Below are 13,915 nucleotides of genomic sequence, written 5' to 3' on the forward strand. Positions count from 1 at the left end.
CCGGACGCCCCCTGATCAGCGGTGCAGACCCGCTTCGATCAGCTCGGAGATCAGGTCGCCGTAGCTGAGTCCGGATGCCACCCAGCACTTCGGGAACATCGAGATCGGCGTGAATCCCGGCATCGTGTTCAGCTCGTTGACGACGAGGTCGCCTGCCGGGGTGACGAAGAAGTCGACGCGGGCGAGTCCCTTGCCATCCACCGCTTCGAAGACACGCACCGCGGTCTCGCGGAGGCGCTCGATCAGCGCATCGTCGACGTCGGCGGGGCACACGATCTCGACACCGTCACCGCCGAGGTACTTGCCCTCGAAGTCGTAGAAGCTCCGCGAGGTGAGCACGACCTCTCCGGGCAGCGAGGCGCGGGCCCGCTCTCCGGCGCGCCCTGCGAGAACACCGACCTCGATCTCACGGCCGACGACCTGCGTCTCGACGAGAACCTTGCCGTCTTCGGCGAACGCGATCTCCATCGCGGCGTCGAGGCCGTCCCCATGGTCGACGCGTGACACGCCGACGCTCGATCCGGCGCTCGCCGGCTTGACGAAGACCACGTCGCCCAGCGCGGCGATCCGATCGCGGACCATCGCCGGAGCGTCCTGCCACTCGTTCCTGCGCACTGTGATCCCGGGCGAGACTGCGATACCCGCGGATGTGAGTGCCAGCTTCGTGAAGTGCTTGTCCAGCGAGACCGCCGAATCCAGGATGCCGCAGCCTGCGTAGGGCATGTCGATGACCTCGAAGAACCCCTGGATGGCTCCGTCCTCACCATGCAGTCCATGCAGGAGCGGCAGCACGACGTCGACGCGGCCGAGCGATTCGGTGTTTCCGTCCGGGCGAACCACGCGCAGCGTCCGGTCTCCGCCGGGCTCCGGCCACAGCACCCTGGTGCCGTTGTCTGCGACTTCGGGGAGATGCGCGGCATCGAGGGGGAACTTCGACGGGTCGTCGTCCTCGAGGACGAAAGCCCCTTCGCGCGTGATCCCGACGGGGATCACCGCGTAGCGGTCACGATCAATCGCGCCCAGCACTCCGCCCGCCGTTGCGGAACTGATCGAATGCTCGCTGGAGCGCCCTCCGAAGAGCACCACCACCGTCTGCTTGTCCATGGTTGGTCCTCTCACCCTGCGGGGTGTCGTCGTCCGTCGTCAGGTGGGGTGCGATGTCGCGCGGGTTCATCTTGCCGTCGAGCACCATCTTCACCTGCTCGACGATGGGCATGTGCACCTCGGACTCGCGGGCGAGCTGCAGTACCGGCGCGACGGACGCGAGGCCCTCGGCTGTCTGCTGCATCTGCTTGACGACGTCCTGGAAGCTGTAGCCCTGGCCGAGCAGGCGCCCGGCCGTGTTGTTGCGGCTCAGTGGAGACTGGCATGTCGCGATCAGGTCCCCGAGCCCGGCGAGGCCCTGGAGCGTCTCAGGGTGGGCCCCGTTCGCGACGGCGAAGTCGGTCATCTCGACGAGACCGCGCGTGATGATCGATGCCTTCGTGTTCTCGCCGTACCCGACGCCGTCGACGATTCCGATCGCCACGGCGATGAGGTTCTTGAGCACTCCCCCGAACTCCGTGCCGATCACGTCGGTGTTCACGAAGGTGCGGAAGTAGCTGTTGCGTGCGGCGCGAGCGACCTCCTCGGCCGTCTCCTGGCTGCGCGAGGAGATCACGGCGGCCGTGGGCTGCTCACGGGCGATCTCGAGCGCGAGGTTCGGCCCTGAGGCCACGGCGATCCGATCGGGATCGCACCGCAGCTCCTGTTCGATGACCTGGCTCATCCGCAACCCCGTGGTGCGCTCGACGCCCTTCATCAGGCTGACGATCTTCGCATCGTTCTCGGCCAGCAGGGGCCGCAGCGCCTTGAGGTTCTCACGCAGAGACTGGCTCGGCACCGAGAGGTAGACCTGGTCGACATCACGCAGCGCGATCGCCAGCTCATGCGTCGCCGCCATCGTGCGCGGCAGATTGATGCCCGGCAGGTAGCGAGAGTTGCGCTTGGCCTCGTCGATCTCGTGCGCCAGCTCGGCACGGCGGGCCCACATCGTGACCTGTGCGCCGCCGTCGGCGAGGATCTTTCCGAACGTGGTTCCCCAGCTGCCTGCGCCGATGACGGCGACCCGCGGGCCCGCGGGCGTGTTGCGCTTAGGAGTCAAGGCGACCCGTCTCCTTCTGTCCGTGTGAGGCGGGGTTCCAGCGTTCAGCCGGCGCCTTCTCGCCGCGCAGCTCTTCGAGCAGCGCCGTGATCGCGTTCATCAGCCGGTCGGTGGCCTCGTTCAGTGCTGCCGTCTCGCCTGCGCGACCACGCAGATCGGAAATGTCGACCGGGTCGCCGATGACGACATCCACCCGCTTGCGCAGCGGCCACAGGCTCAGACCCTTCTGATAGCGCCCCATGATCTCCTGCGTGCCCCACTGGGCCATCGGGATCAACGGGATGCCGTCGGTCAGCGCCAGCCGGACTGCACCCGATTTGCCGCGCATCGGCCACATGTCCGGGTCGCGCGTCAGAGTTCCCTCGGGATACACGATCACGCCGCGTCCGTGCTCGACCAGCTCGGCCGACTGCTTCAGCGTCTGCTTCGCGGCCGATGCCGACGACGAACGAGCCACGGGGATCATCCCGGTGCGACGGAGGATCCAACCGAGCACAGGGACCTTGAACAGGCTTTCCTTCGCCATGAATCGGGGGGCGCGCCCGATCCGCCACACCGCGAGCGCCACGATGAGCGGATCGAACTCCGAATAGTGGTTGGGCGCCAGCACGAACGAGCCGTCCCGGGGGAGCTTCTCGGCCCCGCTGATACGGATCTTCGCGAGCAGGGAGATCAACGGCACGGCGATCGCCGCGAGCGGCCAGAACACACTGGGCCGCGTCGTCTCACGCGATCGGGAACCCATCCGGGTCACCGGATGACGTCGAAGTCGGCGCCCACGGCATCGAGCTTGGCGAGGAACTTCTCGTAGCCACGGCTGAGGATGTCGACTCCGGAGACCCTGGACTCGCCTTCGGCCGTCAGCGCTGCGATCACGTGGCTGTATCCGCCGCGCAGGTCGGGCACGACGATGTCTGCGGCGTGCAGCGGGGTGGGCCCGGTGATGACGGCCGCCTGCTCGAGATCCCGGCGAGGGACACGCCGCGGCCCGTCCTGCAGCCCGCGGGGGTGCACGACGATGTCGGCGCCCATCTTGACGAGCGCATCGGTGAAGCCGAGACGATTCTCGTAGACCGTCTCGTGCACGACCGAGCGGCCGTTCGCCTGCGTCAGCGCCACGACGAGCGGCTGCTGCCAGTCGGTCATGAAGCCGGGGTGCACGTCGGTCTCGACGACGACGGGCTTGAGCTCGCCGTCGCGGCGGAAGAGGATGCCGTCCTCCTGGATGTCGAACCAGCCGCCCGCCTTGCGGAAGATGTTGAGGAAGGTGAGCATCTCCTGCTGCTTGGCTCCGCCGACGAAGATCTCGCCGTCAGTGGCCAGCGCCGCAGACGCCCACGAGGCCGCCTCGTTGCGGTCGAAGATCGACCGGTGGTCGTAACCGCGCAGTGTCTCGACACCCTCGATGAGGATGACGCGGTTCGGCTCGTAGGAGATGATCGCGCCCATCTTCTGCAGGACGGCGATCAGATCCATGATCTCGGGCTCGATGGCGGCGTTGCGCAGCTCGGTCGTGCCCTCGGCCCTGACTGCGGTCAGCAGCACCTGCTCGGTGGCACCGACGCTCGGGTAGGGCAGGTGGATGTTGGCGCCGTGCAGGCGGGCTCCGCCCGTCGAGAGGCGGATGCCGCTCGGCAGCTTCTCGACGATGGCGCCGAACTTGCGGAGCGCGTCGAGGTGGAAGTCGATCGGACGGTCGCCGATGCGACATCCGCCGAGGTCTGGGATGAAGGCCTGGCCGAGACGGTGCAGGAGCGGGCCGCAGAACAGGATCGGAATGCGGGAGGCACCGGCGTGCGCGTCGATCTCCTCGAAGTGCGCCGACTCGACATCACTCGGATCGAAGACGAGAGCACCCGGCTCATCGCCGTCGGAGACCCGGACACCGTGCACCTCGAGCAGCGAGCGGACGACTGCGACATCGCTGATCGCTGGCACGTCGCGAAGCACGCTGACGGTCTCGCCGAGCAGGGAGGCCACCATCGCCTTGGTCGCGAGGTTCTTCGCGCCCTTGACGTCGACACGGCCGCGCAACGGGCGTCCGCCTCGAATGGCGAGTACGTCTCCGGTCAAAGGGGGGACTCCGTCCGGAAGAGCGTCGCGCACAGGTGTCGTCATTCGGAGCCTCACTTCATTCAACGGAATTCGGGGCGGGGTCGCCCTCTGCTCCCCCGCCCCGCCGTTCACTGAACGGGAAGGGTCCGGGGCCGCCACGACTCGCGACGGGCCTCGAACTGCGCGATCTTGTCTTCGTTGCGCAGAGTGAGCCCGATGTCATCGAGCCCTTCGAGGAGCCGCCATCTAGTGTAATCGTCGATCCCGAGGTCAGCCTGGACTTCACCGATCGACGCGACCCGCGCCTCGAGGTCCACTGTGATGGATGCCCCGGGATTCCGGTCGATCTCGGCCCAGATCCGTTCGAGATCCTCTTCGGAGATGGTGGCCGCGAGGAGGCCCTGCTTGCCCGAGTTGCCTCGGAAGATGTCGGCGAACCGAGGGCTCAGCACGACCGCGAACCCGAAGTCGCGGAGCGCCCAGACCGCGTGCTCCCGGCTCGATCCGGTGCCGAAGTCCGGTCCGGCGACGAGCACCGACGCCCCCTGGAAGGCGGGCTGGTTGAGCACGAAATCGGGGTCCTGGCGCCAACCGTGGAACAGCGCGTCCTCGAAGCCGGTCTTGGTGACCCGCTTGAGGAAGACGGCAGGGATGATCTGATCGGTGTCGACGTTCGAGCGCTTCAGCGGAGCGGCGATACCGGTGTGGGTGAGGAACTTCTCCATGGTCAGACCTCCGCCATCTCGTTCAGATCACTGGGACTCGACAGCGTGCCGCGGATCGCGGTCGCCGCGGCGACCAGCGGCGACACCAGGTGCGTGCGACCGCCCTTGCCCTGCCGTCCCTCGAAATTGCGATTCGATGTCGATGCGCAACGCTCCCCGGGAGCGAGCTGATCGGGGTTCATGCCGAGGCACATCGAGCAGCCCGCGAATCGCCACTCAGCGCCGAAATCCTTGATGATCTTGTCGAGGCCTTCAGCCTCGGCCTCCAGGCGGACGCGGGCCGAACCGGGCACGACCATGACGCGCACGCCGTCGGCCTTCTTCTTGCCTTCGATGATCGACGCGAACGCCCGGAGGTCCTCGATGCGGCTGTTCGTGCACGACCCCATGAAGACGGCGTCGACCGGCACCTCCTTGAGTGGCGTGCCGGGGGTCAGATCCATGTATTCGAGGGCACGCTCGGCGGCGGCGCGCTCGTTGGCATCGGCGATCTGAGCGGGGTCCGGAACCGCTGCCGACAGCGAGCTGCCCTGACCGGGGTTGGTGCCCCAGGTGACGAACGGCTCGAGCTCGTCGGCGTCGATGAAGACCTCAGCGTCGAACGCCGCCCCTTCGTCGGTCGGCAGCGTGCGCCAGTAGGTGACGGCGTCGTCCCAGTCCTGACCCTCGGGTGCGTGCGGGCGGCCCTTCAGGTACTCGAAGGTCGTCTCATCGGGGGCGACCATGCCCGCGCGGGCGCCGGCCTCGATCGACATGTTGCAGATGGTCATCCGGCCCTCCATCGACAGCGCGCGGATCGCGCTGCCGCGGAACTCCAGAACGTATCCCTGACCACCACCGGTGGTGATCTTCGCGATCACGGCGAGGATGATGTCCTTCGCGGTGACCCCGGGTCGCAGAGTGCCCTCGACGGTGATCGCCATCGTCTTGAAAGGCTTGAGCGGAAGCGTCTGGGTCGCCATGACGTGCTCGACCTCGCTGGTACCGATGCCGAACGCCATGGCACCGAAAGCACCGTGAGTCGACGTGTGGGAGTCTCCGCAGACCACGGTGATGCCCGGCATGGTCAGTCCGAGCTGCGGACCCACGACGTGCACGATGCCCTGTTCGGCATCACCGAGCGAGTGCAGACGGACGCCGAACTCGGCGGCGTTGCGGCGCAGCGTCTCGATCTGGGTGCGGCTCGTGAGGTCGGCGATGGGCTTGTCGATGTCCCATGTCGGCGTGTTGTGGTCTTCGGTCGCGATCGTCAGGTCGAGCCGACGCAGCGGACGACCCTCGGATCGCAGGCCGTCGAACGCCTGAGGGCTCGTGACCTCGTGCACCAGGTGCAGGTCGATGTAGATGAGGTCGGGCTCGCCGTTCTCGCCCTTGACGACGAGGTGGTCGTCCCAGACCTTCTCAGCGAGGGTCCTGGGTCGGGCGGGAGCAGTATCTGCTGCGGGGATCTTCATTGCGTCTCTCCTGAGGCTGGCGGTTCGGCCCACGATGGACTCCGCGACGAGGAGGGGCTCAGAACGAGGTCTCGTCGCGGCCGCTAAGGAGGAGCACGATCCGCATGACGTCAGATTACCACCGCTTCAGCGACCGGAGTCGCCGCGTGACACGCTACTGTCACCCGCACCTTCGAGAGGCATCCGCATGACCGACGACACGACCGGCTTCGCCACCAGAGCGGTCCATGCCGCCCGGAATCAAGGTGCCGCGTCGTCGAGGGCGACACCGATCTATCTGACGGCGGGCTTCGAATTCGACGACTTCGATCACGCCGCGGACCACTTCGGCACCGGCGCGGGTTTCGGCTACACCCGCACGGGCAACCCGACGATCCGCGCCGTCGAACGACAGCTCGCCTCCCTCGAGTCAGCCGCGGAAGCGGTGCTCGTCGCGAGCGGTCAGGCCGCCGTCGTCACGGCACTGCTCACCGTGGCCGGCGCCGGAGACCACATCGTCTCCTCTACGCACATCTACGAAGGCACCAGGGGGCTCCTGCTCGACAACCTCGCTCGTCTCGGCATCGAGACGACGTTCATCGACGAGATCGCCGACCCGGGTGCGTGGCGGGATGCGATCCGCCCCACCACGCGCGCACTGTTCGCGGAGTCGATCGCGAATGCACGGAACGACATCCTCGACATCGCCGCGGTGAGCGCGATCGCGGATGAGTTCGCGATCCCGCTCATCGTCGACAACACCCTCGCCACGCCGTTCCTGCTCCGTCCGATCGAGCACGGCGCCGCCATGGTCGTGCACTCCGCATCGAAGTTCCTCGCGGGTCATGGATCGGTGCTCGGCGGTGTGATCCTCGACGACGGTCGTTTCGACGCGGAGAGGGCCGGTCACAACGCACCGCACCTGGTGCTTCCGGGACGCGGTGGCTTCCCCAGTGTCGTCGCTCGCCACGGCGGCAACGCTCGGATCGCCTACGCCCGCGAATCCGTGGCTCCCCGCTTCGGCGCGTCCCCGTCGCCTCTCAACGCGTTCCTGATCGGACAGGGCGCCGAGACTCTCGGGCTCCGCGTGGAGCGCCAGTCCCGGAACGCGCTCGAGGTGGCCAGGTGGCTGGCAGCCCAGGACGCGGTCGAGAGCGTCGACTACGTCGGCCTGGAGAGCCACCCGGATCATCGACTCGCTCGAAAGTACCTGCACGGCGGGTACGGATCGATCTTCACGTTCACGCTGCGCGGAGGGCTTGACGCGGCACGCGACTTCATCGAGAGCGTGGAGGTCTTCACGCACATGACCCACATCGGCGACGTGCGCTCGCTCGTGCTGCATCCCGCGACCACCAGCCACTCGCACCGGACGCCCGACGAGCGCGACCTGCTCGGCGTGCGGCCGGGAACGCTCCGGGTGTCGGTCGGCATCGAAGACGTCTCCGATCTCATCGCCGACCTCGCGCGGGTGCTGGAGCCGGCGCGGGAAGCCGTCGCATGAGCAGGCCTCAGCACTTCGGCTGGTTCCTCGCCCGTGGTTTCGGCCCGCAGGGGTGGGGATACCCCTCTCTCGACTGGGACTACGACTGGACCCGACCCGAGATCTATCAGGAGGCGGCGCGCACGCTCGAGCAGGCGGGCTTCGATCTCGTCATCATCGAGGATGCGCCGTCGCTCGGCTCGCCGGACACGATCGACCTCCGCGTGCGCCATGCCTTCGGCGGCCCCAAACACGATCCGCTGCTCCTCGCTCCCTACCTGTTCCAGGCGACTCAGCATCTCGGAGTCGTGCCCACCGTGAATCCGGCGGCGTACCTCCCCTATACGGCGGCGCGGCAGTTCTCGACCCTTCAGCACCTCAGCGGCCACCGTCTCGGGCTCAACGTGGTGACCGACACGGGCAGCGCGCGTCACTTCTCAGCGGCAGCGCAGCTCGGCCACGATGCCGCCTACGACCGAGCCGAGGAATGGCTCTCGGGCATCCGCTCGCTCTGGCGCAGCTGGGGAGACGGAGCGCTGGTCGGAGACAGGGAGACCGATGTGTTCGCGGACGGGTCGAACCTGAACACCGTGCGGCACCGCGGAGAGCACTTCTCGTTCGACGGCCCTCTGAACGCCGTGCCCTTCACCGACGGTGAGCCGGCGATCGTCTCCCCCGGCGGCTCGGGGCGCGGCCTCGGATTCGCCGGCGCCAACTCCGATGTCCAGCTCGCCCTCGCTCCGCTGGACGAAGCATCCGTGCGCGCCTATCGCGCGAAGATCCACGGTGCGGCGATCGCCGCCGGGCGTTCAGCCGCCGACATCAAGATCCTCTTCGCGATCCAGCCCGTGATCACTCCATCTGCGGAGGAGGCCGACCGGATCGTCGCCGCATCGGCACACCCCGATGACACGGCACTCGTGCAGATCGCGCGCAAGCAGTCGAGCGATCTCGAGACCGACCTCACCTCGCTCGATCTCGACCGGCCGCTCGACGTGTCGATCTTCGGGGAGCATGTCTCGCGCGGCAGCATCCAGCGTCTGATCGGCGACCGCGGAGAGGATGCCCCGCTGCGCGCCCACCTCACCGCCCTCGCCCGCGCCGGTCGCATCGCCGACCGTTCGGGCTTCGTCGGGACGGCCGAGGAGTTTGCCGATCTGATCGAGGAACTCGGCGAGTGGGGCAACGACGGCGTGCTGCTGTGGGGCGATTTCCACCCCGTCACGCTGCACCGCACGCTCGATGAGCTCGTGCCGGTGCTGCGTCGCCGGGGGATCCTGCGTCGCGAGTACGTGGACGGCGGACTGCAGGCCAACCTTCGCGCGTTCTGATCGGGCGGGCTACCAGCCCATCGAGCCGGGAACGCCCTTGAAGGGCCCGACGACGGACGACGTGACCCAGCCGCCATAGAACCCGCCCGGCTGCGGAACGACGACCTCGCCGCCGACGGTGCACGCGTCCATCGGCCCTGCGTACACCGCGACGCTGTTGCGGAGCACCTCGAAGCCGGGGGACGGATGCGGATAGTTCCATGCCGCACCGGGTGCGACCAGGCCTCCGCCGCGCACGTCGAGATAGCGCGCGGCGCCCTTGAACTCGCAGAACGATGAGCCAGGGGCGTCCACGAGAGCGCCCGCGATGAAGTCGGCCATCGGCAGGTAGTACACCGGAGGGTGACTCGTCTCGAGCACCCGCACAGCACTCAGAGTGTCGGCGATGAGATCGCCTCCGAGGCGGATGGTGATGCGCTCGCGCACCTGCTCGACCCGCGGCGGCCGCGGATAGTCCCACACGGATTCCTGTCCGGACGATGGAACGACGGGCTGAGGTCTGCGCATCTGTTCACTGTACGTCCCGGGGTGTTGACTGGGGGCATGGCTGAACTGCCCATGTTCCCGCTCGGCTCGGTGCTCTTTCCCTACACGCCGCTGCCGCTGCGCGTCTTCGAGCCGAGATACCTCACGATGATCGGGCGCCTGCTGGACGACGACGACCCGCAGTTCGGCGTCGTGCTCATCGAGCGCGGTCACGAGGTCGGCGGCGGCGATCGACGCAGCAGGATCGGCACCATGGCCAGGCTGGTCAGCGTGGCGGCGGATGCGCAGGTGCTGCACACCCTCGCAGTCGGCACGGCCCGCTTCACGGTCGATCAGTGGCTCGACGACGCGCCCTTCCCGCGCGCCGAGGTGACGCAGCTGCCTGAGCTGACCTGGAACGACGCCCTCACACCCCTGCGCACCGAAGCCGAGGCGATCGTGCGTCGGGTCCTCGCGCGCGCGGACTCGCCCTGGGATGCCGACACCGAGCTGTCGGAGGACCCGCTCGCCGCAGCCTGGCAGCTCGCCGCGATCGCACCACTGGGCGAGTACGACCAGTACGCTCTGCTGCAGTCGAACTCACTCGGCGCCCTGCTGGGTCAGGTCATCGATCTCACCCTCGAAGCGGAGCTCCTCTGGTCAGCCGAGTGAGCGAGCTGCGATCACTCGACGAGCGGTGCCTTCTTCGCCGCTGACTTCTCGCGCGAAGACGCGATGAGGCTCGCGACCGTCGCGACGGTCATCGCCACGACGATGACGCCCAGCGAGACCATGTTGTCGATGTCGGGCACCCACTCGACATGCTCGCCGCCGTTGATGAACGGCAGCTCGTTCTCGTGCAGTGCGTGCAGGATCAGCTTGATGCCGATGAAGCCGAGGATCACGGCGATGCCGTAATGCAGGTAACGCAGGCGGTCGAGCAGGTCGCCGAGCAGGAAGTAGAGCTGACGCAGCCCCATGAGCGCGAAGATGTTCGCGGCGAAGACGAGGAATCCGTTGGTGGTGATCTCGAAGATGGCGGGAATCGAGTCGATCGCGAAGATCAGGTCGGTGACGCCGATCGTGATGAACACGATGACCATCGGCGTCCACATGCGCTTGCCGCCGACGGTCGTGCGGAGCTTCGCTCCGTCGTACTCCTCGCTGATGTCGATGCGACGACGCAGCAGCCGCACGACGAAGTTCTCGCGTTTGACCTCGCCGTCGTGATCGCCCTCGGGCATCGCCTGCTTGATAGCGGTGTAGATGAGGAACGCACCGAAGATGTAGAAGATCGGCGAGAAGTGCTCGACGATCGCCACTCCGACGAGGATGAACGCGCCACGCAGGACGAGCGCGATGATGATGCCGACCATCAGCACCTGCTGCTGCAGGCGTCGCGGGACCGCGAACTGGGCCATGATCAGCACGAAGACGAAGAGGTTGTCGATGGACAGGCTGTATTCGAGCGCCCAGCCGGTGATGAAGTCGCCCGCATTGCGCCACCCCGCGACATTGCCGAGGAGCACCGCGAACAGCAGTGCGAGTCCGACGTAGAACACGACCCACAGCGTCGACTCCTTGGTCGAGGGGATGTGGGGGCGAAGGCGGATCAGAAGCAGGTCGCCGATCAGGATGATCGTGAGGACGATCATCGAGGTGATCTCGAACCAGACGGGGATGTCCAAGGGCGTACAGCACCTTTCGGGAGGGTAGGAAGAACGCCGAAAGTCTCTCCCACGCACAGAGTGCGTCGCACGACCGGAGCAGCGATGACGGTGCTCGTGATGACGGTGGATGCGCTTGCGGGATACTCCCTCTCGCGTCACCAATGTTAGCGGAGCGGAGGGGCCGTGGTGGAATAGTCGACGTGACCTCGAACTCGCGCCCAGACAGCGCCACGAACGACATGCCTCCCCTCGCCTCCAGGCCGCAGAATTCCTGGGCTCGGGCGATCGGATCCCTCATCTTCGTCAGTCGCTGGCTGCAGGCCCCGCTGTACCTCGGGCTGATCGTCGCGCAGCTCGTCTACGTGATCGTCTTCATGGTCGAGCTGTGGCACCTCATCGAGGGCGTCATCCACGACATCTCCCACCTCGACGAAGCGGTGATCATGCTGGCCGTGCTCGGTCTGATCGACGTCGTGATGATCGCCAACCTGCTCATCATGGTGATCATCGGAGGCTACGAGACGTTCGTCTCGCGCATCAATGTCGACGGTCACCCCGACCAGCCCGAGTGGCTCTCGCACGTCAACGCCAACGTCCTCAAGGTGAAGCTGGCTATGGCGATCATCGGGATCTCCTCGATCCACCTGCTCAAGACCTTCATCGAGGTCGGTGGCATGAGCGAGAACGGGATCAGCACAGACGGCGAGAAGTACACCCCCATCGGCGTGCTCTGGCAGGTCGTCATCCACATGGTGTTCATCGTGTCGGCAGTGGCACTCGCCTGGATCGACCGCATGTCTCAGCAGACGCTCGCGAAGGCACACGCCCAGCCCGCGCACTGATCTGAGACGATGGGGCATCTTCCGACACTTCCCAGGTGAGAGACACCGAACGGAATCGGGATGCCAGTGCAGACGAGTGATCAGAAATGGGCGGCTCAGGCCGCGGCAGGTGACGAGAGCGCCTTCCGCGAGCTGTACCGCTCGTATGTCCGCCCGGTCTACTGGATCGCCCATGGCATGCTCGGCTCCCCCGCCGATGCCGAGGATGTGACCCAGGAGACCTTCGTCACTGCGTGGCGGAAGCTGCCGGGGTTCGAGCTGCAGGGGGACTCGATCCTCCCGTGGCTCGCAACGATATGCCGCTTCCAGGCCGCGAACCGCCTACGTCAGCGCAGGCGCGACCAGGCCCACACGACGGATGCGGCGGATGAGACCCTGCCTTCGACGATCAGCGTCGAGGAGCAGGTGATCACCGCGGAACTCGCGGAGCGGATCGCCGCCGAGGTCGGCACCCTGAGCGACCTCGACCGCGCGATCTTCCGCCTCTGCGCCGCAGAGGGCTACGCCTACCAGGCAGCGGCCGAGGAGCTGGGCGTGAGCCAGGCGATCGTCCGGAACCGTCTCTCCCGAGTCCGCACCCGACTGCGCGGTGCCGTGAAGGAAGCGAGCGACGCATGAACGACAAGACCACCTCCGAGCAGCTGCCCGAGCTCACCGATGCCGCGGTGGCGCGCATCGAGCGCTCGGTATTCGCGGAGATCACGGCCGAGCGCCCCCGCGAGACCCCCGCCGCTGCCAGGTCGCGAACGCGCCGCCGCCGCTGGCTGACCGGCACCGGGATAGCCGCTGCGTTCGTGGTGGGCGTCCTGGTCACTCCCCCGATCCTCGGCATCGTGGGCGGCAGCGCCATGAGCACTGCGGGGAGCGGGGAGATGCCTGCGGGCGTCGCCGTGGAGGACTCGCGCTCCGGATCCGTCGATCAGAGCGCACCCGGAGCCGCATCCGACTCTGCGGAGTCATCGAACCTGGCACCCGGCGCCGTCGATGTCGCCGACCGCGAGATCATCGCGACGGCGAACGCCACAGTGCAGGTGAAGGACATCGGCGACGCCGCCGCCGCGATCTCCGCACTCGCCGAGTCTCGTGGCGGTTATGTCGAGAGCACCGAGATCGGCCAGAGCGTGGCCGTCGACGGCACCTCGGAGCCTGCGCCCTCCGACCCCGGATACGGCTGGATCAGCATCCGCGTGCCCTCGGCCGATCTCGCCGCCGTCATGGACGACCTCGCCGACTCGGGCGACGTGCTCTCGTCGTCGATCTCGAAACAGGATGTCACCTCCACGGCGATCGATCTGCGCGCCCGCATCGATGCCACCCGAGCATCGGTGCAGCGACTCACCGAGCTGATGTCCCAGACCGGCACGGTCGCGGAGCTCATCGAGGCCGAGGTCGCGCTCACGGACCGCCAGGCGCAGCTCGAGTCGTACGAACAGCAGCTCGCCTCTCTCGACGACCAGGTCGCCATGTCGAGCCTCCAGGTGCAGCTGACCCGCACGACGCCGCCGACGACCGCCGATCCGGCCGGCTTCGCAGACGGCCTCCTCGCCGGCTGGAACGGCCTCGTGGTGTCGTTGAACGCACTGGTCGTGGCGCTCGGCTTCCTCCTGCCGTGGCTCGCCCTCGCCGGCGCGGTCGTGCTGGTGATCTGGCTCATCCGGCGCGCACGGCGCACTCGCCGGGCAGTCGGCGAACCGCCCGCCGAGGGCTGAGCCGCATCCCCCGAAAGGGCCGTCCCTCCCAGTGAGGGCGGCCTTTTCGTTGTTTTTCC

General features: G+C 67.3%; 14 protein-coding genes. 6 read left to right on the forward strand and 8 right to left on the reverse strand.

Annotated elements, in window-relative coordinates; translation table 11 throughout:
* Nucleotides 1-15: 15 nt before the first annotated feature.
* The 6 genes from ACIP5T_RS03710 to leuC all read right to left on the reverse strand — a co-directional run bounded on the left by ACIP5T_RS03710 (nt 16) and on the right by leuC (nt 6,377).
* On the reverse strand, nt 16-1,104 hold the full coding sequence (locus tag ACIP5T_RS03710) for a D-alanine--D-alanine ligase family protein (protein ID WP_400860671.1): 1,089 nt from the start codon (nt 1,102-1,104) through the stop codon (nt 16-18).
* A complete protein-coding gene (locus ACIP5T_RS03715; RefSeq protein WP_400860673.1) occupies nt 1,010-2,143 on the reverse strand; it encodes an NAD(P)H-dependent glycerol-3-phosphate dehydrogenase in 1,134 nt (377 codons plus the stop codon). Before ACIP5T_RS03715 ends, ACIP5T_RS03710 begins: the two co-directional genes overlap by 95 nt.
* Nucleotides 2,133-2,888 carry a lysophospholipid acyltransferase family protein gene (locus tag ACIP5T_RS03720; protein ID WP_400860674.1) on the reverse strand — a complete coding sequence of 252 codons (756 nt, stop codon included), beginning with the start codon at nt 2,886-2,888 and terminating at the stop codon, nt 2,133-2,135. The genes ACIP5T_RS03715 and ACIP5T_RS03720 overlap by 11 nt, the downstream gene beginning before the upstream one ends.
* Before the next feature lie 5 nt (nt 2,889-2,893).
* On the reverse strand, nt 2,894-4,261 hold the full coding sequence (gene murA, locus ACIP5T_RS03725; protein WP_400860676.1) for a UDP-N-acetylglucosamine 1-carboxyvinyltransferase: 1,368 nt from the start codon (nt 4,259-4,261) through the stop codon (nt 2,894-2,896).
* Between the two features lie 65 nt (nt 4,262-4,326).
* Nucleotides 4,327-4,923 (reverse strand): 3-isopropylmalate dehydratase small subunit, encoded by a 597-nt coding sequence (gene leuD / locus ACIP5T_RS03730; RefSeq protein ID WP_400860678.1) that lies wholly within the window; start codon nt 4,921-4,923, stop codon nt 4,327-4,329.
* Between the two features lie 2 nt (nt 4,924-4,925).
* A complete protein-coding gene (leuC, locus tag ACIP5T_RS03735) occupies nt 4,926-6,377 on the reverse strand; it encodes a 3-isopropylmalate dehydratase large subunit (RefSeq protein WP_400860680.1) in 1,452 nt (483 codons plus the stop codon).
* 187 nt (nt 6,378-6,564) lie between these two features.
* Here leuC and ACIP5T_RS03740 point away from each other — a divergent pair, with 187 nt between their 5' ends.
* On the forward strand, nt 6,565-7,860 hold the full coding sequence (locus tag ACIP5T_RS03740) for an O-acetylhomoserine aminocarboxypropyltransferase/cysteine synthase family protein (protein WP_400860682.1): 1,296 nt from the start codon (nt 6,565-6,567) through the stop codon (nt 7,858-7,860).
* The gene (locus tag ACIP5T_RS03745) at nt 7,857-9,170 is read left to right on the forward strand and encodes an LLM class flavin-dependent oxidoreductase (protein WP_400860684.1); all 1,314 of its coding nucleotides are present in this window, start codon (nt 7,857-7,859) and stop codon (nt 9,168-9,170) included. The genes ACIP5T_RS03740 and ACIP5T_RS03745 overlap by 4 nt, the downstream gene beginning before the upstream one ends.
* Before the next feature lie 9 nt (nt 9,171-9,179).
* Here ACIP5T_RS03745 and ACIP5T_RS03750 read toward each other — a convergent pair whose 3' ends face one another.
* Nucleotides 9,180-9,677: a DUF427 domain-containing protein gene (locus tag ACIP5T_RS03750; RefSeq protein WP_400860686.1), complete on the reverse strand. Its 498-nt coding sequence runs from the start codon at nt 9,675-9,677 to the stop codon at nt 9,180-9,182.
* 36 nt (nt 9,678-9,713) lie between these two features.
* Between ACIP5T_RS03750 and ACIP5T_RS03755 the strand changes: the two genes are divergently transcribed.
* Nucleotides 9,714-10,307, forward strand: coding sequence for an LON peptidase substrate-binding domain-containing protein (locus tag ACIP5T_RS03755; protein ID WP_400860688.1), 594 nt, complete (start codon nt 9,714-9,716; stop codon nt 10,305-10,307).
* Between the two features lie 11 nt (nt 10,308-10,318).
* On the opposite strand, the gene ACIP5T_RS03760 is transcribed toward ACIP5T_RS03755, so the two are convergent.
* Nucleotides 10,319-11,323 carry a TerC/Alx family metal homeostasis membrane protein gene (locus tag ACIP5T_RS03760; protein ID WP_400860690.1) on the reverse strand — a complete coding sequence of 335 codons (1,005 nt, stop codon included), beginning with the start codon at nt 11,321-11,323 and terminating at the stop codon, nt 10,319-10,321.
* A 182-nt stretch (nt 11,324-11,505) separates the two neighbouring features.
* Between ACIP5T_RS03760 and ACIP5T_RS03765 the strand changes: the two genes are divergently transcribed.
* The 3 genes from ACIP5T_RS03765 to ACIP5T_RS03775 are packed head-to-tail and all read left to right on the forward strand — an operon-like array spanning nt 11,506 to nt 13,856.
* Entirely contained in the window at nt 11,506-12,147 is a 642-nt protein-coding gene (locus ACIP5T_RS03765; protein WP_400860691.1) for a TIGR00645 family protein, read from the forward strand.
* A gap of 60 nt (nt 12,148-12,207) precedes the next feature.
* Nucleotides 12,208-12,765 (forward strand): RNA polymerase sigma factor, encoded by a 558-nt coding sequence (locus tag ACIP5T_RS03770; protein WP_400860693.1) that lies wholly within the window; start codon nt 12,208-12,210, stop codon nt 12,763-12,765.
* Nucleotides 12,762-13,856 carry a DUF4349 domain-containing protein gene (locus ACIP5T_RS03775; protein WP_400860695.1) on the forward strand — a complete coding sequence of 365 codons (1,095 nt, stop codon included), beginning with the start codon at nt 12,762-12,764 and terminating at the stop codon, nt 13,854-13,856. The genes ACIP5T_RS03770 and ACIP5T_RS03775 overlap by 4 nt, the downstream gene beginning before the upstream one ends.
* Nucleotides 13,857-13,915 lie beyond the last annotated feature (59 nt).

It is taken from the genome of Microbacterium sp. NPDC088619 (genome assembly GCF_044752825.1).
Classification (GTDB): Bacteria; Actinomycetota; Actinomycetes; order Actinomycetales; family Microbacteriaceae; genus Microbacterium.